The following is a 23,322-nucleotide window of genomic DNA, read 5'->3' on the forward strand; positions in this document are numbered from 1 at the left end:
GCCTGCGCAATCAATATGAACGCCGGCATAAGTATCGCAACAGTTATCGACGCCGAGTTCCGAAGAGAGAACGGGTGATTTCGCGTGTGATTGTGCGTCCAGCAGTTCGCACGATTGAGTCAATCAATGAGTCACGACGTCGCTCAGTCCGTTTTTCTTCAGCGGCCGCCTCGCGTTCCATGCGCTTTTGTTCAGCTTCGGCGGCTTTCTTTTCAGTTGCGATTTGCTCTTCTAGCTCTTCAAGCTGGGCTTTTTGTTCTGACTGTTTTTGTATTCGCGCCTCGAGTAATTCGGTCGCTGACTCTGGATTGACCGCATCTTTATACTGGGCATATAGCTGCGAAGCCACAATTTTGGCATTTACAGCGTCAGGATTAGCTGTTCCCATATTTGCGCTGGGCGCCCAGAGGCGGATAGGCGCAACAGGAGTTGGACGACCCTTGGGATCAAGTAAAGTCACAACAGCTTCGCCTGTTCCCAAAGCGGGCAGTAACTTCTCTAAGTCAAGTGGCGATGTTGGGAAGGTTTTAACCGTCTCGCGTAAGGCTTTTGCATCATTGGGAGTGTGAGCGCGCAATGCGTGCTGAACTTTGGCACCTAACTGGGCCAATACGTCGTCGGGAATATCCTTTGGCGTTTGCGTAACGAAGAAAACACCCACTCCTTTCGAACGGATCAGACGCACCGTCTGCACCACTTGCTTGAGGAATTCCTTGGTGGCATCAGTAAACAGCAAGTGCGCTTCGTCAAAGAAAAAGACGAGTTTGGGCTTTTCAAGGTCGCCTACTTCGGGAAGCTCTTGGAATAGTTCAGCAAGAAGCCACATGATAAACGTGGAGAAAAGTGCCGATTGACCTTGAATATCAGGCAGTTCAAGGGAGGAAATAATCCCGCGGCCCTCGCTAGTGGTGCGCAAGAAATGGTTGACGTCAAAGGCCGGTTCACCGAAGAAAGCGTCGCCGCCTTGTGCTTGGAGCTGCGCAATTTCACGCAAAATAACTCCGGCAGTGGCAGGAGCAATTCCGCCTATGGCGCTGAGCTCGGCTTTCCCGTCGTCTGAACTCAAGTACGTCACCACAGACTTGAGATCGCCCAAGTCGATGAGCGCCAATTTATTGGTATCAGCCCAATGGAAAATGAGCGATAATGCTGATTCTTGAGTGTCGTTCAGCCCTAACACTTTCGAGAGCAGAATCGGTCCAAAATCGGTGACGCTCGTGCGGATTGGAACCCCAGCTCCTTGACCGCCAAGGCTGTAAAACTCGACCGGATGGGCGGCTGGCTGCCAGTCTTGCCCCTGCTGAGCTACTCGAGCCAAGAGTTTATCGCTCGCGGTACCAGGTTCCATAAGCCCAGTGAGGTCGCCTTTTATGTCAGTGAGAAAAACTGGCACCCCATTTGTTGATAGTCCCTCTGCAAGTAGCTGAAGCGTACGCGTCTTTCCTGTACCAGTAGCACCAGCGACGACGCCGTGCCGGTTGAGCATTCCCAGTGGCAAAGACACATGCACATTCGGATTTACCGTGCCATTACTCAAATAGCTCCCTATAGTCATCGATGCTGAGCTAAAGGTGTATCCCTCACTGATGACCTGCGCGTAAGCGTCAGCTTCAGCCGCTGCCTCAGGTGCTGGAGTTTCTGATGTAGCGGATGCGGGTGTTTGTGCTTGCGCCATTGCAGCTTCGAGTTGTGCTTGCGCTGCTGCTGCACGTGCTTCTGCTGCTGCAGCTTGAGCAGCGAGGGCTTCTGCCTTGAGTCGAGCCAGTTCGGCATCTTGCGGATTAGTCATGGTTTCAGTCTACTTGTGCGGATCACGATGAGGCGAGAGAAAAAGAATGTTGCTGCAATCTTGTCCACATAGATGTGAAGTGAAGGGGCAGTCCACAGAACCCAGCGAGGGCGCGACGTCGATAAATATATCTCCTCACAATAGATTCATGAATCAGCCACCACCGCGAATAACAGCGACGAATAATACTCGTTTAAGGAACGACGCCGCAGCCGCGCCCGACGTCGTAACCTTAGATCACCGCACGCCGCCAAAACGCCGCAGCCCGCGCACGAGACACTCAGAACTGAAAGATGATTTTTCAGGCAGCCAAGCGCAAGAGCGACTAAAGAGCTTCAAGAAAGGCGCCTTTTTAGCTGCCTTGGGTGATGAAACGTCGGCATTGACGCAACCTGGTCGAAAAGCACGTTTCGTCCTCTCCGGCTCTGCGCTCAAGGTCTTTTTGTTCGTGCTCTTTGTAGCTATGGCCATTACTATTGCGCGGGCAATGGCTCAAAATGACCGCACAGTGCAAGAGATACCCGCGCTGCAACAAAAAGCAGTAGCGGAACAGGAATCCAATACGCAGTCTCAAACCGAGACGGATAAAGGCGGTTTAGTGGTATACGTTACTGGCGCGGTGAATCGACCAGGAGTGGTCAAAGTTGCTGAACCTGCCCGAATAAATGATGCAGTGACTGCCGCAGGTGGCTTAAGCCCAACCGCAGATATGAATGGTGTGAATCTTGCAGCGCCAGTGACGGATGGCGCACATATCCACATTTCCATCGTGGGGGAGGAACAAGCAGAAAATAGCAGCGCGACTGGCTCAGGCGGATCTGTGAGTGGGGAATCGGATAACGGCGGATCTGATAGCGGAGGACCCGCACGAAATTCTCAGGCAGGTGCGCAAACTGGCTCCCAAACAAACAAAAAGATTTCACTCAACTCGGCAACCGCGCAAGAACTCGATACCTTACCTGGTATTGGGCCAATAACTGCCCAACAGATTGTGCAGTGGAGAAAGCAGCATGGGAAATTCACCAGCGTGGAGCAACTCGGAGAAATCAGTGGCATAGGTGCAAAAACCATTGAGAAATTGCGCCCATACCTGAGTCTTTGATCGCGTCTTATGCACGATTATCGGTTAGTACTACCAGCAGCAATACTATGGTTTCTCACTATCGTGGGCACCGATATTACTGATCTTGGCAACTTTAGTATTTCGTCATTAAAGCTACTTGGAATAGCTCTAGGCGCTGCATTTGCCCTCGCTGTGGCGGCATGGAAGATTGTTCAGGGTACGACGTCGTTGTGGCCTGAGCAAACGCGCGATCACCACGCTATAACAGCGAATATTAAATCGATTGCTGTGCTGGCTCTTTGCATGTTTTGTATAGGGATTGGCAACAACTCAGTTCACAACTATCTGCAAGAGAGAGATCCTTTAGTTCAAGCTGCCACAAAGAACGCCTCAGTTACAGTGCAAGCGTCGATATCTGGCAAAGAACGGAAGATGCGCGCATTTAGCAGCTACAACATTGCCAGCATTGAACTCGACGGACGCGCGTCGAGGCAAAGTGCGTGCCTGCGCATCTCACCGGGTGCTAACCAACACTTTAATATTGGCGATCCAATAAGGGTTCGCGGTCAGATACGTATGGGTAAGAGCAAGCAGACGTGCCAATTAGTAATCGCAGCTGAACACATTTCCGTCAATGGTGAACCATCTTTGATCAGCGTTTTCATCAACCGGATTCACGGTGATTTTGCCGATGTGTTAGCCGGCATTGAATCCTCAGAAACAGATGCGAGCGCCTTAGTACAAGGAATTGTGCTTGGTGATGATTCGCAGCTGTCGGACGATATGCGGCGAAGTATGAAAAACCAGAGTTTGTCGCACTTAACGGCTGTGTCAGGTTCGCATATTTCTATTCTCTTGCTAGCTGTCTTTAGCGTCCTTGGGCAGCGGCGCGCATGGTTAGCAGCGATATTTGGAGCCTTGACTATCACAGTTCTCACGCTCATCGTGGGGCCAAGTGCCTCAGTGCTCAGGGCACTCTACATGGGATTATTCGTTGTATTCGGTGTGGGAATGCGCCGCCCGAGAGACGCTATAGCGCTTCTTGCTACCACTGTTATTGTGGTGTGTTTTGTCAATCCGCAGCTGAGTACCCAAATAGGTTTTATTCTCTCAGTGCTTGCCACTTTCGGCATAGTCAGTGGAGGTTCGCAGTTAGCTCAGCGAATATCTGTGATTATGCCATTGTGGTGTGCTGAGCTCATCGCAATACCTCTGATCGCATCAATATCGACTCTTCCGGTTATCTTCACTATGCAATCGAGTATGTCTATCTGGGGAGTGTTGGCAAACATGGTGATTGCCCCAGTGGTAGCTCCCCTCACTATTTGCGGATTAGCCGCATTAACTGTGGTGAGCTTTGCACCGCACATTGCGACTCTCTTCGTGTGGGGAGCATATATATGCAGTCGATGGATCATCTACGTAGTTGGTGTGATCGAGTACTTTCCTGCTTCGCATATACCCACGATCATCGTGTTCCTCTCCCATCTATTGCTTCTTTTCGGACTCATTGGGCTAGCGCGAGTACGCCCAAGAACCAGAGCGAGAGCCAAGGCAATCATAGGAACGCGAACTAGGCGCAAAATTCACCTTCGAACTCAAAGCTTTTACGCTGCTTTTAAAAGCAAATTTCTTCCGTTCATCACTCCGATCACTGCATGGCAGAGAGGTGCAGCGCCGGCACAGATTGCCTTTCTTGGGTTGGTATTTCTAGCAGCGATCTTAGGCGTGCACAAGCTTGTCTTGCCGGTTTCACCAACGCAAATCGCAGATTGGGAAATTATCCAATGCGACGTCGGGCAAGGTTCAGCTATGCTCTTACGCGCGAGTTCAGATACTGTGCTCGTCGACGTAGGCAAAGACCCAAGCAAAATTGCCAGCTGCCTCAATGACAACTCCATCACTACCATCGACCTGCTCATCTTGAGTCATTTCGATCTTGATCATATTGGAGGAGCATCAGCCATCATCGGAAAGATCGAGGTCAAAGAAATATGGTTGAGCACCAACCCTTATCCGCTCTATAACTCCGAACCTTTAATGCGTACGATCACAAGGCACAATATCCCTTATCAAAGTGTGAAAGCAGGGCAGTCCTTTCACAATTGGTTGCGCATAATTCATCCACGCAGCGCAAGTGGTGGCGAAGAAAACACCAATAGAGACTCTCTAGTGATCGATGCTAAAACGGCAACGCTGCACACAGTAATCCTCAGTGACGTGCCCAAAGACGTACAAGATGACTTGAGTAACGAAGCCAGTGAGGTAGACGTCGTCGTCGTTTCGCACCACGGTGCAAAAGACCAATCCGCGCGTCTTGCGAAAGCCTATAAGCCTAAAATTACCCTTGTATCGGTAGGCGAAAACACGTACGGACATCCGACAGAAGAAGCTCACAAAATCTGGGACGCGCCAATGTATCTGACAACACTCGAGTGCAAAACTATAAAAATTGGGCATGGCGAGGTGGAAGCTTCCTGCTTCGACGCAGGCTAATTCCCGTGGAATAATAAACCTATGGCAGCATGGGATTCTCTTGAACTCAAACCTCTAATTTTGATCCAATCGGGTGAGCCCGTCTACGGTGAGCGAGCTACGGATCATCTGAAGCAACAACTGCGCGCTCGCGATCCAAACACTGACATCTCGGTGCTTGATGCAGGGGAGTATAACGGAGGAGAGCTGCAGCTACACACGACTCCCACCTTGTTCGGCGAGCCGAGGGCGATCGTTATTCCTAATGCGGAGCAAGCAACAGATGCATTTTTAGCTGATTCGCTCAGCTATATCGAGTCGCCAGAGCCCGATGTAGTGGTCATTTTCCGCCATAATGGCGGTGTGCGTGGCAAGAAATTGCTCGATAAACTTAACGCTGCTCATGTGCCGGCCATCAAGATTGAGGCAGTGACTTCACCAGCTGCAAAGATAAATGCCGTATGCGCAGATGTTGCGGCACAAAAGCGGAAGATTTCGAAATCCGCGGCCGAAGCACTCGTCGATGCCTTGGGGTCTGATCTGCGTGAGTTGCTGTCAGCTACGAACCAGCTTTTGGCGGATATCCCAGGAGATATTAACGACGACGACGTCCACAAGTATTTTTCTGGACGTATAGAGGCGAATGGGTACCGTGTCGCTGATGCATTGGTCACTGGTGATGTGGGGCGTGCTGTCGAATTGGCTCGTCATGCGATGGCTACCGGCACTTCGCCTGTAAGTATCGTGTCCTCACTAGCTCTCAAATTCCGGTCGATGGCATTGGTTCTGGGCGAGCGCTCCTCGAAACTGGGTGTGAAAGATACGATGCGGCAGTGGCAGCGGGATCGTGCCAAGCGCGAACTGCGGTACTGGAGTGCTGAAGGGCTGGCTCAGGCAATTTGCGAGATCGCTCGCGCCGATGCCGACGTCAAGGGTGGATCGCGCGATACCGCATACGCTGTGGAGCGCGCAATTCTCGCGGTCGGCCGCGCTCGGCGTATTCGTTAATTCGCTCTGGGCAGGTCTAAAACAACCGGCGCTAAAAATATCTCGATAAAGAGACAAATCTGGGCTAACCTTAGAAGTGGCGAAAATGAAGCGATTTTATAGTGCTTCACACAATCCATGGTTAGGAGACACTGTGCAAATTGGTGTACCGCGTGAGCCCGATGCTTCGCAGGCATTGGTAGCCGCCACTCCAGATACGGTTGGAAAACTGATTAAGCTCGGATACGAATTAGTGATTGAGCGAGGCGCTGGTGATCGCGCGAGTTTTCCAGATCATCTGTATCAAGAAGCTGGTGCAAAGATCGTTGAGACGGACGAAGTCTGGGATGCGGATATCGTATTCGCCCTTGATACTCCGCCAACCGAGTATTTAGACAAAATGAGGAACGGTGCCACGCTCGTTGCACGGATGGCTCCTGGCCGTAATGAGCAAACTCTGCAAGCTTTGGCACAGCGGGGGATTACGGGCTTGGCGATGGACATGGTTCCGCGTATTTCACGTGCTCAGTCGATGGACGTGCTGTCTTCGATGGCCAATATCGCTGGTTACCGCGCTGTTATTGAGGCGGCTGCACAGTTTGGACGCCTTTTCACCGGGCAAGTCACGGCAGCAGGAAAGATGCCGCCAGCAACTGTCTATGTGATTGGTGCCGGCGTGGCTGGCCTTGCCGCGATCGGTACGGCAAATTCGATGGGTGCAATCGTCAACGCTACGGATGTTCGTCAAGAGACGGCGGAACAAGTAGAGTCGATGGGCGCAAATTTTGTGGCGATTCCGGCTCCCGCCCAAGAGTCATCTGACGGCTATGCAAAGGAAATGACGGCGGATCAGGCTGCGGCGGCAGCGAAGCTTTACGCTGAGCAAGCGGCTGCGTCCGACGTCGTGATCACCACGGCGAATATTCCTGGGCGTAAATCGCCGATTTTGCTTGATGCACAAGCGATTGCGAATATGAAGCCTGGCTCGGTAGTTGTAGATATGGCTGCCGCAAATGGTGGTAACTGTGAGCTAACGGTTCCGGGTGAAGTAATTACCACCGAAAACGGCGTCATTATCGTGGGATATACCGATTTGGCTGGCAGACTTCCTGCACAAGCTTCGCAGCTGTACGGTCAAAACCTCGTCAATTTCTTCAAACTGACGACGCCGGAGAAGGACGGCGTGCTACACCTGGATCTGGACGACGTCGTCGTGCGCCAAATGACGGTAACGCTCAATAACGATATTCTCTTTCCGCCTCCGCCAGTGCAGGTATCTGCAGCTCCGGCGGCTAAGAAAACAGAACCGGCAGCGCAGGTGGAACCCGAACCGGAAAAGAGCTGGATCGCCAAAAACTGGTGGATGATCGTTGCTGGCGCGATATTCGCAGCTTTGATCATGACGGCGCCTGCGGGTATGACCAGCCACTTCATTGTGTTCGCGCTCGCTGTGGTGGTGGGATTCTATGTGATCACTTCAGTGACTCATTCGCTTCATACTCCGCTTATGTCGGTCACTAACGCGATTTCGGGAATCATCGTGGTAGGTGCGCTGTTGCAAGTTCCGGCGGATTCGGTGGCAGTGAAGGTATTAACGTTCTTCGCAATTGTCGTTGCGTCAATCAACGTATTCGGTGGATTCACGGTAACTCATCGAATGCTTAAGATGTTCCAGAGGAGCTGAGCATGGGTACCCTTTCATTTTTTCAGCAGTTTTCAATTGATTTTCAATCGCTGACATACGTTTGTGCAGCTCTTCTCTTTATTCTTGCGCTGGCTGGACTCTCCAAACAGGAGACGGCGCGTCGAGGTAACCTTTTCGGCGTCGTCGGAATGGGAATTGCTCTGCTGGCAACAATCCTGGTGGTCATCGCCTTTGACAATGAACCGATGATGTCGTTCTTCCTGATCGTTGTGGCAATGGGAATCGGCGGTGCGGTTGGCATCTACAAGGCCAAGAACGTGGAAATGACGGGAATGCCAGAGCTCATCGCGCTGTTGCATTCATTTGTGGGTCTTGCTGCGGTGTTGGTTGGATATAATTCCTTTTTCATCACGCCAGGATCTGATAGCCCTGAAAATGCGTTCCACATGGGAGAAGTCGGTCTAGCTGTATTTATCGGCGCTGTGACGCTCACGGGCTCTATTGTGGCTTTCTTGAAGCTCTCGGCTCGGATTAAAGGGGCGCCGCTGACGTTACCTGGCCGCAACTGGCTCAATCTTGGTGCAATTGTGCTGAGCATCGGCCTCATTATCTGGTTTGCTCATACAAGAACAATCGGCATGGGGCTGATTCCGCTCATTCTTCTCACAATTATTGCGCTGGCCCTCGGACTGCACCTAGTAGCTGCTATCGGCGGCGGAGACATGCCTGTGGTGGTTTCGATGCTCAACTCCTACTCTGGCTGGGCTGCTGCGATGGCTGGCTTCACCCTGAGCAACGACTTGCTTATTATTACGGGTGCTCTGGTTGGCTCCTCGGGTGCTTATTTGAGTTACATCATGTGCAAGGCTATGAATCGTTCGTTTGTTTCGGTGATTTTGGGCGGCTTTGGTACGGACGGCGCTGCCGGTACTGATGATCGTGATTATGGCGAGCATCGGGAGACGACGGCTGCGGACGTTGCGCAAATGCTCAAAGATGCGCGCAAAGTGATGATTACCCCTGGCTATGGCATGGCGGTGGCCCAGGCTCAGTATCCAGTTGCGGATTTGACCTCGCGTTTGCGTGCCCAGGGCGTTGAAGTGACTTTCGGTATTCACCCTGTTGCGGGTCGTCTACCTGGGCATATGAACGTGCTTTTGGCCGAAGCCAAGGTGCCATACGATATCGTGCTTGAAATGGACGAAGTGAATGACGATTTCGCTGATATCGATGTCGTGCTGGTGATCGGCGCAAACGATACCGTTAATCCAGCAGCTGAGGAGCCTGGTTCGCCTATTGCTGGCATGCCGGTACTCAAGGTCTGGGAAGCGAAGAATGTGATCGTCTTTAAGCGTTCGATGGGTAATGCCGGTTATGCAGGCGTGCAGAACCCATTATTCTTCAATGAGAATTCACAGATGCTTTTGGGCGACGCTAAAGCAACGGTTGAGCAGATAATCGCTGCGCTATAGTGAACCAGCGAGAATATGGGAGTTTCGATACTAGCGATCGAAGCTCCCATATTTTTAATTCCGTTGATCGTGGACCGATTCTATAGATACTGGTTACGTGGGCTATGGTATTTACTGTAAGGTACAAATGACGTGTTGATCAGCGATGTTATGCACACGCAACGAAGCGAAAGGTGAATTGAGATGGCGTGGTTGGTTACTGGAGGAGCAGGGTATATTGGTGCTCACGTTGTGCGGGCATTTCACGACGCTGGCATGGACGTAGTAGTTTATGATGATCTTTCCACTGGACTGCGCCAGTTTGTGCCCGATAATACGCCATTTGTAGAGGGATCAATCCTCGACGACGATCGGTTGGCCAAGGTATTTGAAACGCACGACATCACTGGTGTGATGTCGATTGCTGGCTACAAATATGCTGGTGAATCAGTTAAACGGCCGCTGCATACCTACAATCAGAACGTTACGGGTCTCGTTTCGCTGTTGTCAGCGATGTACGACGCCGGTGTGCACAACTACGTTTTCTCTTCCTCAGCGTCTGTGTATGGCACTCCTCAGGTGGACATGGTGACCGAAGATTGCCCACTCGCACCGGAATCGCCTTATGGGCAGACCAAGTTCATTGGAGAGTGGCTTGCGGCTGATATGCGGGCGGTTGATCCGCAGTGGCGCTATACGAATTTGCGTTATTTCAACGTGGTTGGTTCGGCTGGTACTGACGTGTATGATCGCAGTCCACACAATCTATTCCCAATTGTGTTTGACCGTTTATTAGCTGGTGAGCGACCTCAAATTAACGGAAATGACTATCCAACCCCAGATGGCACTTGCGTGCGCGATTATATTCACGTCGCTGATTTGGCGGTGTCACATGTTGCCGCTGCGCAAGCTTTAGAAGCTGGGAAAGATTTACTTCCGGCCTATAACCTTGGTTCTGGCGAAGGTTCGTCGGTTGCGCAGATCATGCACGAGATCGCACAGGTTACCGGAATAGATTTTGATCCCATTATTGCTGCTCGGCGCCCTGGCGATCCTGCTCGTATCGTGGCTGATGGGCAAGCTGCTGCACGCGATATCAACTGGAAAATGCGCCATACACTAGCGGATATGGTGCGTTCCGCTTGGGAAGCGCGTCAGGCACAGTGAACATCGGGGCTCTGCCCAGCTAGTGCGTATCATGAAGCCACTGTTTGTTGCGCAAATATCAGTTTCAAGATACTGGTGAGGGTGGTACGGAACGTTCCGTACCACCCTCACCAGAGTTCGCGTTAGGAGAGTCGAAGACTCAGCCAACGGAAAGTTATCGAATCAGGCTTTCTCTCCAAGAGCAGCAACCTGCTTGGCAAGCTTTGACTTGCGGTTAGCAGCTTGGTTCTTGTGGATAATGCCCTTAGATACAGCTTTGTCCAGCTTGCGGCTTGCAATGCGCAGTTCCGCGGTAGCGGTCTCAGCATCACCGGCAGCAATAGCTTCGCGCGTCTTACGAACGAGGGTCTTTAGCTCAGACTTGTAGGCCTTGTTGCGGATACGACGCTTCTCGTTGGTCTTGATACGCTTCTTCTGGGACTTAATATTTGCCACTGTTTAACTCTTTCGATTTTTCGCAGATGCGAACGGATACGGTCGGTGAGAGGTTGCCATCTCCGGACTGCCAGGCGTGGGGACACCCGTGGTTATGGATCAGGCCGGACTCGCGACCCGACCAGGTGCAAAGTCCAATGGAAAACTCTACCAGCTTTTTCCTGTAATTCCAACGAATACCACACCAGATGCTGGTGCAACGCGTCACGTGCGCTCTCTCGCGATTATTTGTGAATCTCCTTGAGAGCTGCGATCACTCGCAAATAGCGATTTTTCTCGAGAAATCCGCCGATTCTACGTACTTCGGTAAACGGAACTTGCCAGAGAATGTCGAGACGTACTTCTGAGGCGCGGTTGTCTCGATCCCAGTTTCCACTGCCTAAATCGAGCCACCACCGATGGTATTCGTCCTGGTAAAGCGAGCTGTGTGCATGATCTTTGGAAGTCATTTGTGCGCAGATAGCAGTTTCTCCGACTACAGCCACAACCAATACTGGGCGATCCTTACCCTCACCGTTATTCTCTTCATAGGGAATCCACGTCCAGACTACTTCGCCAGGATCGGGCACGGCGTCGTTATCTGGCCTATATTCGAAATTCGGCAGACCGTTCTTCGCAATGTTCCAGCGCCTCACTTGTCTGAGCTCCGAGGAGTTCCCTTCTGTTGACGACGCCGGTGTGACCGGCTTGCGTGCGGCACCGCGCGTCGTCTGGGAGTTGCGAGAGGATTCGCTTCCAGTGGAGCGCTTGCGCGTCAGCTCGCGTATGAGGCTCTTACCTAAATTGGTAATAAGGCGTTTGAAGAATGGCTGGAGATTCATTCATCCTCGATTGTTCGATAGTTGGTGTTGTCCGGTGACTCGAAGAGCATTTCAGTCAAACGCACGTGGATATCTTCGATGTGCGGAATATCTTTTAGCTCAAGGGGATTTCCGGCTGACGTTTCGAAAATGAGTGTGCCACAACCGAAAAAGCGATCTATGAAGTCGAGTTCATAATTCACATTTGAGATACGCGATAGGGGAATATCGTGGCCGGTCTTGGCGAAAATTCCGCTTCTGGTGATGATTCTGCGCGATGTGATCGTGTAGGTACTGGTATACCATTTGAGCCATGGCACTACGAAGATCGCGCCCACACAAATTGCCACTACCACCCAAAGCAGCCATAGCACCCATGCCGGGCGCGATTCAGGCAAGAAATAGGTAGCGGCACATGCGAGTATCAATACGGCAATCGCACCGATGATATTGAGCAAAATTGCTTTGACGTGCTCGCGCAGATGAAACACGACTGTTTCATCTGCGCCGATGATTTTTTGCGGAATACCCATATTCCTATATTCCCACGATTATGCGTGGATGTGCACGTCTCCCGCTAATTTCTCGGTTCCATCAAAGAAATAATCTCCAGTGACTTCGATGGAGTCGAGATTCGCCGTAGAGGGAAGATTTTTCGTGCGAAGCTCAAAATCTGAAATCATGGCGAAATACTGTGGATCGAGTCGCGCAATTGGCGCCTGCTCTCGGTTGAGTCGCAGCCTCGCATCTGCACCAAAATCGTAACTATCTGAGCGGATCGCAAAAAGATCATTGGTGGTCTTAACCGGCAAAAATCTCTCGCGACCCACCAGGATCGGGCGCGAATCAGAAAATGAGCTTACGATCGCTCCACTTGCGCATTCGATCTGATATACCTCAGGTGAGGTCTTATCAGTTGGATCGACGTGTTTCTTATTTCTAATGAGCGGCAGGTTCACTACGCCGCCTGTGCGCCGCAGTAAGTCACGCAATGCCTCGATATTGAACCAGAGGTTGTTGGTGTGGAAATAAGGGTGGCGATACTGATCGGTAAAGAAATGCATATCCTCTGGTGGGGTTTGCGCCGTGTCACGCAAAATAATCTGACCATCGGATTTGCGCCGTGCCAAATGCCCACCTTTAAGATCGGCCAAAGTGCGAGTGCACAGCTCAGGGGTGTAGGAGGCGCCACTTTCGCTAAACCAACCAGCGAGCTGTGCCGATGGGAAAGCGCCGAGGTTATCAGCGTTTGACGTGGTGAAATAGCGCAAACCCTGATCGAGCAGTGTGGTGAGCAGGTCTGATTGAGCAAGCGAGGTGAAAATATCACCGTGCCCTGGCGGGCACCATTCGAGCTCAGGATCGCGTGGCCAGGTAACTGGCTCAAGAGAATCTACTAATAGTTTCGGCTCGCGTCCTTGCACAAAATCAACTGGGATCCCCTCAACTTTGAGGTCGTCTGGGAATAAGCACGCAGTATCGCTGTGGGTTCGGAAGGAGTTCATGAGCATCAGCGGCACTTCTTTGCCGCTGCGGCGTCGTGCATCGCGAATCTGCGCAAAGATGATGTCGAGGAACGTCATACCGTCGCGAACTGGTAGTAAGGATTTAGCTTTTGCCAAGCCCATCGACGTACCTAAACCACCATTGAGCTTTAAGAACACGGTTTGCCCCAGAGCTTTCTTAGCCACTTGTGGATCGATATCTACCGCAGTCAGATCATCAACGGAGGTGAGTGGCTCAATAGTCGATTCAGGAATCAATCCGGTGCTGCCTTGTTCGAGCTGATAAAAGTACTCTTCAAAGACTTTCACGGCGATGTGACCAGCGCCGTCGTCAATCATTTTTTGGCGGGCGTGTTCGAGTGCACTCATGCTTGGACCCTTTCTGCTCCTTGAGCTGCAATAGTGCGTAGGAAATGTGGCGATGCGAATCCGTGATCAGCAAAAGCTTTTTCAACTGCGCTCGTTACGGCGTCGAAAGCCGAATTTGGAACGAGAGCGATAGCTGAACCGCCAAAACCGCCGCCGGTCATGCGAGCACCCAAAGCTCCAGCAGTTGTGGCACTTTCTACCGCCACGTCCAACTCGGCGCACGAGACTTCGTAATCGTCGCGAAGTGAGGCGTGAGAGGCGTTGAGGAGCGGGCCGATTTCGTGCGGGCGTTCTGCTTCGAGAAGAGCGACGACGTCGCGCACACGCTGAATTTCCGTCACCACATGGCGCGCACGCTGCAATAACACGCCCTCGAGTCGGCTTAAGTCATCAAGCGTAGCTTCGCGCAAGGAATCTACGCCAAGTAATTGAGCTGCTTCTTCGCAAGAACGGCGTCGCTTTTCGTACTGGCCGTCATTGAGAGAATGTGTGGCGCGCGTATCAATCACCAACAGGGAGAGATCAAATTTGGACATATCGAAAGGGATGCTGCGAGTTTCCCAAGATCGGCAGTCGAGGTAGAGGGCATTTCCTTGCGTACACAGCATCGACGCAGATTGATCCAAACCTCCCGTTGCCGCACCAGAAACGACGTTTTCCGAGGTTACGCAAGCGCTTGCAAGCTCTTTGCGCTGCGCTTGTGTTTCGGTTGGTACGAAAGCTGAGCCCACCGCACATTCGATAGCAGCCGACGACGATAACCCAGCTCCCGTCGGTACGCACGAATCGATAGCGGCGTCGAAACCATGCGCCACACCGAGCGCCCAGGCTGGGCCAACAGCATAGGAAGCCCAGGAATCGGGGGAGTTAGGGCCGATGTCGCTGAGCTTACCCTCCCAGATATGGACGGAATCGAGGCGTGAGGCAACGCGGACGACGTCGTCGTGACGAAAAGAAATGGCAGCAAACGTGCGGTGATTGAGCGCGATAGGCAAGCACAAGCCCTCGTTATAGTCGGTGTGTTCACCGATAATATTCACTCGACCAGGAGCTGCCCAAACCTGCTCAGGCTCACCTCCAAACTGATCTGCAAAAAGCTTGCTCACACGGTCAAGACCGTCTTGGTTGGACCAAGAGTCCATGAATACTGCCACTACTAGCTCCTTCGCCGTATCGTGTACGTTATATTGCGCACGCAAGATGCGTTGAACGCATGCAAGGCACGTTCAACGTGCAAATGTGTTGAATATGCACTATGCGTAAAACCAAGAAAGATTCTAGCATTTGCACTGCTCTTAGTGTTAGAAGCTAGTGTGGGAGCGCGAAGTTTTGCAGTGATGTTCGGCGCGGATGCTAAAATCACATCAGTGAAGATCGGGGCAAATGGCGTGCGCTGGTAGCCTTATACCTGAGAAACATAAGTTAAGGAGTTCCGTGCCTGTAAGTACGTCAGAGCAGATCAAGCAGATTGAGCCGGCAGCAACTGCCGCAGATCGCATTCGTAATTTCTGCATCATTGCCCATATTGACCACGGGAAATCAACCCTGGCAGACCGCATGCTCCAGCTCACCGGTGTACTCTCTGAACGAGATATGCGCGCGCAGTATCTCGATCGGATGGATATTGAGCGCGAACGCGGAATTACGATTAAGTCGCAAGCGGTGCGCATGCCCTGGACTGTTGATGGTGCGGCCTATGCCCTTAATATGATCGATACGCCGGGGCACGTCGATTTCTCTTATGAAGTTTCACGGTCGCTTGCGGCTTGTGAGGGAGCAATTCTGCTGGTGGACGCGGCGCAAGGAATCGAAGCTCAGACTCTTGCCAATTTGTATATGGCGATCGAAAATGATCTCGCCATCATTCCAGTGCTCAATAAAATTGATCTTCCCGCAGCTAACCCGGATAAATACGCTGTGGAGCTCGCTTCGCTCATCGGTTGTGAACCAGAAGATTGTATTCGCGTTTCAGGTAAGACGGGCGAGGGCGTGGACGTGCTGCTTGACCGGATTGTGGGTGAGGTGCCGCCTCCAGTTGGCGACGCCGATGCCGAAACTCGCGCTATGATCTTCGATTCCGTATACGACACCTACCGTGGAGTTGTGACCTACGTGCGTGTGGTGGATGGAAATTTGCGTCCGCGCCAGCGCATTCAGATGATGTCTACCAAGCAGACACACGAACTTTTGGAAATTGGTGTGATTTCACCTGAGCCAATGCCATCGAAAGGCCTGGGCGTGGGCGAGGTAGGGTACCTCATTACCGGTGTGAAAGACGTGCGTCAATCGCGTGTGGGCGATACCATCACCGATTTGAGTAAGCCCGCAGGCCAAGCTCTTTCTGGTTATCAGGATCCCAAGCCGATGGTGTTCTCTGGTTTATATCCGATCGACGGATCAGACTACCCGGCTTTGCGCGATGCGTTAGATAAACTTAAGCTCAACGACGCCGCGCTCACCTATGAGCCGGAGACCTCTGTGGCGCTGGGCTTCGGTTACCGATGCGGCTTTTTGGGTTTGCTTCATTTGGAGATTATTACGGAGCGTTTGGCTCGCGAGTTCGATCTCGATCTGATCGCCACGGCGCCCTCAGTAAATTATCGGGTTATCACTGACGCTGGTGAGGAAGTCAAGGTATCTAACCCGTCGGAATTCCCAGAGGGCAAGATCAAGGAAGTTATCGAACCGCTGGTTGACGCCACAATTTTGACTCCAAAAGAGTACGTGGGCACTGTGATGGAACTGTGCCAGCAACGACGCGGAAATATGAAAGGTATGGATTATCTTTCCGAAGATCGCGTAGAACTGCGCTATGAGCTCCCATTGGCAGAAATCGTTACGGACTTCTTCGATCAGTTAAAATCGCGCACAAAAGGTTACGCTTCCTTGGATTATAAGGAAGAAGGCGAACAAGCTGCAGATTTGGTGAAAGTCAACATTTTGCTCAACCACGAAACTGTGGACGCATTCTCCGCGATTGTGCACCGCGATAGCGCCTATTCCTATGGCGTTGAAATGGCTGCCAAGCTCAAGACGCTTATTCCGCGCCAGCAGTTCGAGATTCCGATTCAGGCGGCCGTTGGCTCACGAGTGATCGCTCGTGAGACGATTCGTGCTTTGCGCAAAGACGTATTGGCCAAGTGCTATGGTGGCGACGTTAGCCGTAAGCGCAAGCTGCTTGAGAAGCAAAAAGAGGGCAAGAAGCGCATGAAGTCGATTGGTCGAATCGACGTGCCGCAAGAGGCTTTCGTGGCAGCTCTTAGTTCTGAAATGCCAGAGAGTAAGAAGAAGTAAGTGGTTGATAACGAAACACAGCCGGTGAATTACGGGCGTATTATGTCTTTTTCGCTGCGTGGAAAGCGCCTAGGCGATAAGTACGAAAAAGTCATGGAAGCACACGCTGAGAAGTACCTGCTCCCGTTTGAAAAAGGTATTGGGCAAGCAACGATTGCGGCCGACTCTCGTATCGATTTGGCTGCCGTTTTTGGCAGGGAAGCGCCAATTGTGGTGGAAGTCGGGCCGGGCTCTGGAGAGCAGCTAGTTCATGCTGCCACACTTCACCCCGAATGGGATTTTTTGGCCTTTGAAGCTTGGGCGCCAGGGGTTGCACGCTGCGTAAATGCGGTGTCGCGCGCAGAATTAGACAACGTAAAGATCGCTGAATTGGACGCTGCTCAAGCCTTGCCGATTATTTTCGGTGTTCGCGGCGACGACGCTCAGCGTCAGTACGCTGCACAAGTGTGGACTTTCTTTCCGGATCCGTGGCGGAAGAAGAAACATCGTAAACGCAGGATCGTTTCACCGGCTTTCGCCCATACAGTAGCTGCGGTTTTGCCACCTGAGGGCATTTGGCGAATGGCTACGGACTGGGATAACTACGCTTGGCAGATGCGAGATGTGGTTGCTGAATCGCCGTGGTTTAGAAATCCTTATGCTGGTCAAAACATTGATTTTACCGATGAAGGTATTTACCAGGGCGGCTTTGCGCCACGGTTTGATGAGCGAGTGATGACTCGTTTTGAACAGCGCGGTCTGGAAGCGAATCGCTCCGTCCACGACGTCGTCGCCGTACGTAACAACCTGGGTATTGACGACGCCGAGGTGCCTGAGGATCCGTGGGTGAGCGCCGTCGCCCGTGGGGAAACAGTACTCGCAGATCGTGGTGGTGAACGTCCGCCAAGCTCGCGGCGTGGAATGGCACAACTTGGCTGAGCTTCCTGAGGGTGAAGCAGCTCCTGCTGATGGTACATTGCCTGAACCGAACGTCGGTGGAGGTTTTTCGGCCTATCTTCATATACCTTTTTGCCGAGTTCGGTGTGGGTATTGCGATTTCAACACCTACACGAATCTCAACTTTGGAAAAGGCGCTGCGCTTACTGATTTTCGGCAAACGCTGTACAAAGAGATCGAATTATCCCGGCGAGTTTTAGATGTAGGCGATCAAAGTAGCCCGCTGCGCACAGTGTTTTTTGGTGGCGGTACACCGACGATGCTGCCGGCGTCCGAATTGCTAGGTATTTTTCACGACTTGACGAGCGTATTCGCACTGGCTGCAGGGGCAGAGGTTACAACCGAAGCAAACCCAGAAACGTTGACCAAAGATTATTTGGCCCAGCTCAAGGACGCCGGATTTACCCGGATATCTTGCGGTATGCAATCGGCAGAACCCCAGGTTTTGGCCACCCTTGATCGCGCTCACACCCAAGGGCAAGTTGAAAAGGTCGCAACGTGGGCACAAGAGCTTGGCCTGCGCTATTCGATCGATCTGATTTATGGTGCGCCGGGGGAGTCCATGAAGCAGTGGGAGGAATCCGTTGAGGCTGCCTTAGCGCTTGAACCAGCGCATATATCGGCGTATGCACTGACGATTGAACTGGGCACGAAGATGGGTGCACAGTTGCGGCGCGGGGAAATTTACGAACCCGATCCGGAAGAATTAGCAGATAAATACGTGTTGGCTGATGAGCGGTTTTCTGCGGCGGGGCTACAGTGGTACGAGATTTCAAATTGGGCAAAGCCCGGGGAAGAATGCCAGCACAATATGCATTATTGGCGCAATGACAACTGGTGGGGATACGGGCCAGGTGCACATTCGCATATCAATGGAACTCGCTTTTGGAATGTGAAGCATCCTTTGGCGTACGCTCAGCGTTTGAGTGCCAACGCTGACGATCAACCTGCGAGTCCAGCAGCTGGACGCGAGATTCTTACCGAGGTAGAGCGCCGGGAGGAACACATTATGATGGGCGTGCGGCTCTCGAGTGGCATTGAGGTTCCGACCAGCACGCCTGCACACGTGGTGGCGGGGTTGATGAGCGACGCACTGATTGATCCACATCAAGCTTTGAGCGGAAAAATTGTGCTCACCCAAAAAGGGCGTTTACTTGCCGATACTGTTATTCGTGAGCTTTGGTAATAAGAATATTCCACACGCAGCGCAATATTCGCACAGATATGAGGAGTTGAGAAGCTTATGGGCGATATGTACATAAAAGTCTTGCTGATCGTGCTTTTTGCAGGAACTTTAGGTTGGGCGCTCTTTATTGGGCTCTCACCGAAGACGCGCGGCGCTTGGGACGAGCGTACTCGACTCATTGCACAGTTACGCAAAGAGAAGATTTCGCACAAAGATATCGTGAAAGACGCGCGCTTATTCCTCATTGGTGAACAGCCAGATGTTTCACTGTGGCCCTTTTTGGTCAATGCCGCTGCTCATGATGCTATGAGTGGACGCTCTGCTCAGAACTGGCGAAGTGCGCGTGTTCTTGTTGGTGAGCAGGACGCATATCAAGTTATCACCGTGGATTCGCCACTTTTGGCAGACGGCAGTGAGAAAACATTCGGGCAAATCCTTTGCGTTACCGATTCATTTACGCTTCCAGTTGGTTTTATGCCGACGCCGATGCCGGTAAAAGCGTCGCAGCCACTCGAAGCCTCACAAAAGCGCTGGAGTTTTTATACCACGCAAAGCCCAGCTGAGCTGCACGAAGATTCTGCGCTGCTGGAATGGGCAAACTCCCAGGCAAACGTGGTAGCAATCTATACCAATGGCAATACTGCAAGTGCAATTATTCCAGCTCAGGACTTTGATTCAGAATTGGTTGCGGAGATTAAAACGATTAAAAGTGCGCTGGCGCAGATCGTGAAGTTATAGCGCTGGGTGCTGCGTCAATAGCTGCGGTTTTAACACCTATAGCCCGGCGCTCACGAAATCGATCAGCTCTTCCATTCTGCCGAGCAACGCCGGCTCGAGATCGGTATAGGACTTTACCGAATCGAGAATGCGCTGCCAGCCGAGCCCGACGTCGTGCGCGTCAGCGTGCACCCAACCGAGCCGTGCGAGAGTGCCGATTTTTATATCCTCACCGCGCGGCACATCTGGCCAGCTCGAAATGCCTATAGTGCGCGGTTTTACGGCCTGCCACACGTCAATATACGGATGGCCGAGCACAAGCACGCCCGGAAGTTTCATTGCTTCTTGGGCAATATGCCATTCTTTCGTTCCGGGCAGGAGGTGATCGAGCAGCACTCCTGCGCGGTGTTGGTCTGAGGGGGAGAATACCTTGAGCACGTCCATCAGGTGGTCGGCTCCAAACAGCTCTTCGATCATGATTCCCTCATAAGCGAGATCTTCACCCCATATTTTCGAAATGAGCTCGGCGTCGTGTTTGCCCTCAACCCAGATTCGAGATGGGCGTGCCACCCTCGCCTTGTGTTCGACGTGCAATGATCCCGATGCAGTGACGTATTTTCCTGCGACGACGCGCGGCTGCGTTCCGTTGTATTGCCGCGATCCGTTTCGTTGTGGCTGCGCTTTCGGTTCGATGACGACGACGGGCTGGCCTTCAAGCCAAAAACCGGGGCCGAGTGGAAAGGAACGCTGTTTGAAGTTTCCATCTTCGAGCACCATCTGCCACTGTCCTGCGACCTTGTGTACGCGAACTACTTCACCAACGTAGCCAGTTTGAACGTCCTCTAAAAGCAAGCCAACTTCAGCGTGAATCTGGCGGGGCTTTGGTTTGCGTAAGGGATCAGCTGTGAGAACGTCGTCTCCATAGCGATCGTTCGCATTGCGGAAAATCGGTGCGGGTGCCTCGGCGTCTTGGTGTCGATGAATTTCGCGCCCTGAGGGGTGGCGGTTGGTAAATCTTGAGTTCACCACACTAGATTAAATCACCGGACGCGAAAAAGGGGTGACCAATCGGACGTTGCGCAGATGCGTGTTGGGGTCAGAAAAGCGTAGAATTAGCACTCGGATACTTTGAGTGCAATGTTCAGGTTATTGCCGAGCTTGGGTAATTGCTCAAACTTGTTTGTGAAACTGTGGAATTGTGAAACTGTGAAACTGTGGGACGTTGAAAGGGGGACCTTGATGGGAACACCAGACGAACGGCGTCGAATCGTGCTCAACGCAATCGTGGAAGATTACGTTTCCACGAGGGAACCTGTGGGATCAAAAGCGGTGGTGGAACGCCACGGCTTACACGTTTCCCCAGCCACGATCCGCAACGATATGGCGCAGCTGGAAGAAGCCGGACTAATCGTGCAACCTCACACATCTGCTGGTCGCATCCCAACTGATGCTGGATACCGAGCTTTTGTTGATTCGCTGGCGCAGATAAAGCCTCTTTCTGCTGGTGAGCGGCTCGCTATTGAGCGAATTTTGCGCGAAGCCGTGGATTTAGACGACGTTTTAGATCGCACCGTGCGGCTTTTGGCGCAGATCACTCAACAAGTTGCGGTAGTGCAGTATCCGTCTTTACGGCGTACCACATTACGCCATGTTGAACTTGTGACGCTCACTGAACGGCTGATTCTCATTGTGATGATCACTGATGCAGGGCGTGTGGAGCAACGCACTATCGAGCATACGCAGCCGGTCAATGATGCAACTCTCGATGATGTGCGCCTGGCTATCAACGAGCATTTAACCGGACTGCAACTAAAGGCTTTGGGTTCAGCTGCAATTAAACTTCTTGAGCAGTGTCCAGCGCATATCCAGGATTTTGCTCGAAAGATTGTGGATGTCTTGCAAGGCGCCCTGCTCAATGAGGTTGAAGAGCGCGTGGTGGTGGCTGGAACCGGAAATCTCAGCCGTTATAACGTGGAATTTCATAATTCGATTGCTCCGATCCTTGACGTGCTCGAAGAGCAAGTGGTGTTGATGAAATTGCTGGCCAAGCAGGGTGAAGGGCTGCATGTGCGAATTGGCAAGGAAAACGATGCCGAGGAGCTGGCTGAAACGTCAATTGTGTCCTCCGGCTATGGCAATACCGCAGATCAGACGATTGCCAGCTTGGGAATTATTGGCCCAACGAGGATGGATTATCCAGGCGCGATATCGAGTGTGCATGCGATTGCGACGTATTTGTCGGAGATTTTGCGGCAAAACTAGCAAGACTTTTGCACAAGATCAGATTTTTAATACAGACAGAACAACAGTAAAGATAGGTAAAGCATTCAGTGGCCGACTACTACGAAATCCTTGGTGTGTCGCGAGACGCCTCGCAAGAAGATATCAAAAAAGCGTATCGCAAGTTAGCGCGTAAACTTCATCCAGATGTGGCTGGCCCTGATGGTGCAGAGCGCTTTAAAGATGTGACCAGCGCTTATGATGTGCTCTCTAATGAAGAAAAGCGGCGCATGTACGACATGGGCGGCGAAGATGCGTTGCGTGGTGGGGGCGCCGGGGCGGCAGGCGGCTTTGGCTTTGAAGATATCTTCTCAACCTTTTTCGGCGGTGGCGCAGCTCAACGTGGACCAATTTCTCGAGCTCAGCGCGGTGCCGATTCGCTCGTGCGCATGAATCTCACTCTGGAGGACGTCGTCTTCGGAGTAGATAAACCCATCACTGTTGATGTTGCTGCTGAGTGCCCGGAGTGTCGGGGCATGATGACGGCGCCGGGCACGCAACCGGTGACGTGTGTACAGTGTGGCGGTTCAGGTTCGGTGCAGCGAGTCACCAATTCGCTTTTCGGTCAGATGATGACGACGTCCGCTTGCGGTGCTTGTCAAGGTTACGGCACGCAGATCGTCACCCCATGTGGGGAGTGCTCTGGTGAGGGACGCGTGCGTTCGAAGAAGTCAGTCACTGTGAAAGTTCCGGCCGGTGTTGAAGAGGGCATGCGGATTCGGCTCACTGGGCAGGGAGACGCCGGTGTAGCCGGTGGTATGCCAGGCGATCTTTTCGCTGAGGTTTATGTGGAGAAAGATCCGGTATTTGTGCGGCGCGGTGACGATCTGCACGCCACGCTGGAAGTTCCGATGACGAGTGCGGTGTTGGGCACTGAGCTTGATATCGATACTTTTGATGGTGAGCAAAAGGTACATATTGCACCAGGTACGCAGTCTGGTACGGAGGTGCGGCTCGACGGTATGGGTGTTGGCCGCTTGCATCGCCGCGGCCGTGGCGATCTTAAGATTACCGTTCAGGTGAAAACTCCAACTAAGCTCGACGACGAGCAGCGCGCCTTGATTGAGCAGCTAGCTAAGTTGCGCGGAGAAGAATCGCCAGGGGCAAGAATGATTTCTGAAACTGGTTCGGTGTTTTCGCGCCTGAAAGATAAGTTTATGGGGATCTAACTCATGCTTGGAAAAAATGCGTTCTCTTTGCTCTTTTTGCCCGCGTCGTCGGCA

At 52.2% G+C, this 23,322-nt stretch carries 20 protein-coding genes; 13 read left to right on the top strand and 7 right to left on the bottom strand.

What is annotated here, in order from left to right:
• Positions 1–43: 43 nt before the first annotated feature.
• Positions 44–1,789, bottom strand: coding sequence for a helicase HerA-like domain-containing protein (locus JOD55_RS05510; protein WP_204399062.1), 1,746 nt, complete (start codon positions 1,787–1,789; stop codon positions 44–46).
• 148 nt (positions 1,790–1,937) lie between these two features.
• Here JOD55_RS05510 and JOD55_RS05515 point away from each other — a divergent pair, with 148 nt between their 5' ends.
• From JOD55_RS05515 to galE, 6 genes are all read left to right on the top strand, one after another.
• Positions 1,938–2,891: a ComEA family DNA-binding protein gene (locus JOD55_RS05515; protein ID WP_204399063.1), complete on the top strand. Its 954-nt coding sequence runs from the start codon at positions 1,938–1,940 to the stop codon at positions 2,889–2,891.
• Between the two features lie 63 nt (positions 2,892–2,954).
• On the top strand, positions 2,955–5,348 hold the full coding sequence (locus JOD55_RS05520; protein ID WP_204399064.1) for a ComEC/Rec2 family competence protein: 2,394 nt from the start codon (positions 2,955–2,957) through the stop codon (positions 5,346–5,348).
• 21 nt (positions 5,349–5,369) lie between these two features.
• On the top strand, positions 5,370–6,335 hold the full coding sequence (gene holA, locus JOD55_RS05525) for a DNA polymerase III subunit delta (RefSeq protein ID WP_204399065.1): 966 nt from the start codon (positions 5,370–5,372) through the stop codon (positions 6,333–6,335).
• A 133-nt stretch (positions 6,336–6,468) separates the two neighbouring features.
• Positions 6,469–7,998, top strand: a complete 1,530-nt coding sequence (locus tag JOD55_RS05530) for a Re/Si-specific NAD(P)(+) transhydrogenase subunit alpha (protein WP_204399066.1) — start codon at positions 6,469–6,471, stop codon at positions 7,996–7,998.
• Positions 7,999–8,000: 2 nt separating this feature from the next.
• Positions 8,001–9,431, top strand: coding sequence for a Re/Si-specific NAD(P)(+) transhydrogenase subunit beta (gene pntB, locus JOD55_RS05535; RefSeq protein ID WP_204399067.1), 1,431 nt, complete (start codon positions 8,001–8,003; stop codon positions 9,429–9,431).
• Positions 9,432–9,614: 183 nt separating this feature from the next.
• Entirely contained in the window at positions 9,615–10,577 is a 963-nt protein-coding gene (galE, locus tag JOD55_RS05540; RefSeq protein WP_204399068.1) for a UDP-glucose 4-epimerase GalE, read from the top strand.
• Between the two features lie 162 nt (positions 10,578–10,739).
• Here the strand turns inward: galE and rpsT are convergent, their stop codons facing one another.
• Complete coding sequence (gene rpsT, locus JOD55_RS05545; protein ID WP_131280475.1) at positions 10,740–11,012, bottom strand: 30S ribosomal protein S20; 273 nt, start codon at positions 11,010–11,012, stop codon at positions 10,740–10,742.
• A gap of 88 nt (positions 11,013–11,100) precedes the next feature.
• Here rpsT and JOD55_RS05550 point away from each other — a divergent pair, with 88 nt between their 5' ends.
• Positions 11,101–11,256, top strand: a complete 156-nt coding sequence (locus JOD55_RS05550) for a hypothetical protein (RefSeq protein ID WP_204399069.1) — start codon at positions 11,101–11,103, stop codon at positions 11,254–11,256.
• Here JOD55_RS05550 and JOD55_RS05555 read toward each other — a convergent pair.
• Genes JOD55_RS05555 through galK form a run of 4 tightly spaced genes read right to left on the bottom strand, consistent with a single transcriptional unit; the run spans position 11,237 to position 14,840 of the window.
• Complete coding sequence (locus JOD55_RS05555) at positions 11,237–11,833, bottom strand: type II toxin-antitoxin system PemK/MazF family toxin (RefSeq protein WP_204399070.1); 597 nt, start codon at positions 11,831–11,833, stop codon at positions 11,237–11,239. The two genes, JOD55_RS05550 and JOD55_RS05555, sit on opposite strands and share 20 nt — an antisense overlap.
• Positions 11,830–12,345 carry a PH domain-containing protein gene (locus tag JOD55_RS05560; protein ID WP_204399071.1) on the bottom strand — a complete coding sequence of 172 codons (516 nt, stop codon included), beginning with the start codon at positions 12,343–12,345 and terminating at the stop codon, positions 11,830–11,832. The genes JOD55_RS05555 and JOD55_RS05560 overlap by 4 nt, the downstream gene beginning before the upstream one ends.
• Before the next feature lie 18 nt (positions 12,346–12,363).
• On the bottom strand, positions 12,364–13,686 hold the full coding sequence (locus JOD55_RS05565; protein ID WP_204399072.1) for a UTP--glucose-1-phosphate uridylyltransferase: 1,323 nt from the start codon (positions 13,684–13,686) through the stop codon (positions 12,364–12,366).
• Complete coding sequence (gene galK, locus JOD55_RS05570; protein ID WP_338022200.1) at positions 13,683–14,840, bottom strand: galactokinase; 1,158 nt, start codon at positions 14,838–14,840, stop codon at positions 13,683–13,685. The genes JOD55_RS05565 and galK overlap by 4 nt, the downstream gene beginning before the upstream one ends.
• A 229-nt stretch (positions 14,841–15,069) precedes the next feature.
• On the opposite strand from galK, the gene lepA reads away from it, so the two are divergent.
• The 4 genes from lepA to JOD55_RS05590 are packed head-to-tail and all read left to right on the top strand — an operon-like array spanning position 15,070 to position 19,840.
• Positions 15,070–16,980, top strand: coding sequence for a translation elongation factor 4 (gene lepA, locus JOD55_RS05575; RefSeq protein ID WP_204399073.1), 1,911 nt, complete (start codon positions 15,070–15,072; stop codon positions 16,978–16,980).
• The gene (gene trmB, locus JOD55_RS05580) at positions 16,981–17,898 is read left to right on the top strand and encodes a tRNA (guanosine(46)-N7)-methyltransferase TrmB (RefSeq protein ID WP_338022201.1); all 918 of its coding nucleotides are present in this window, start codon (positions 16,981–16,983) and stop codon (positions 17,896–17,898) included.
• The gene (hemW, locus tag JOD55_RS05585) at positions 17,822–19,102 is read left to right on the top strand and encodes a radical SAM family heme chaperone HemW (protein WP_338022202.1); all 1,281 of its coding nucleotides are present in this window, start codon (positions 17,822–17,824) and stop codon (positions 19,100–19,102) included. The genes trmB and hemW overlap by 77 nt, the downstream gene beginning before the upstream one ends.
• 57 nt (positions 19,103–19,159) lie before the next feature.
• A complete protein-coding gene (locus tag JOD55_RS05590; protein ID WP_204399074.1) occupies positions 19,160–19,840 on the top strand; it encodes a hypothetical protein in 681 nt (226 codons plus the stop codon).
• 36 nt (positions 19,841–19,876) lie between these two features.
• Here the strand turns inward: JOD55_RS05590 and JOD55_RS05595 are convergent, their stop codons facing one another.
• Positions 19,877–20,845 carry a DUF3097 family protein gene (locus JOD55_RS05595; RefSeq protein WP_338022203.1) on the bottom strand — a complete coding sequence of 323 codons (969 nt, stop codon included), beginning with the start codon at positions 20,843–20,845 and terminating at the stop codon, positions 19,877–19,879.
• Between the two features lie 213 nt (positions 20,846–21,058).
• Between JOD55_RS05595 and hrcA the strand changes: the two genes are divergently transcribed.
• Positions 21,059–22,081 (top strand): heat-inducible transcriptional repressor HrcA, encoded by a 1,023-nt coding sequence (gene hrcA / locus JOD55_RS05600; protein ID WP_204399075.1) that lies wholly within the window; start codon positions 21,059–21,061, stop codon positions 22,079–22,081.
• Positions 22,082–22,149: 68 nt separating this feature from the next.
• Complete coding sequence (gene dnaJ / locus JOD55_RS05605; protein WP_204399076.1) at positions 22,150–23,268, top strand: molecular chaperone DnaJ; 1,119 nt, start codon at positions 22,150–22,152, stop codon at positions 23,266–23,268.
• Positions 23,269–23,322: the final 54 nt, after the last annotated feature.

It is taken from the genome of Arcanobacterium pluranimalium (assembly GCF_016907845.1).
Classification (GTDB): Bacteria; Actinomycetota; Actinomycetes; order Actinomycetales; family Actinomycetaceae; genus Arcanobacterium_A; species Arcanobacterium_A pluranimalium.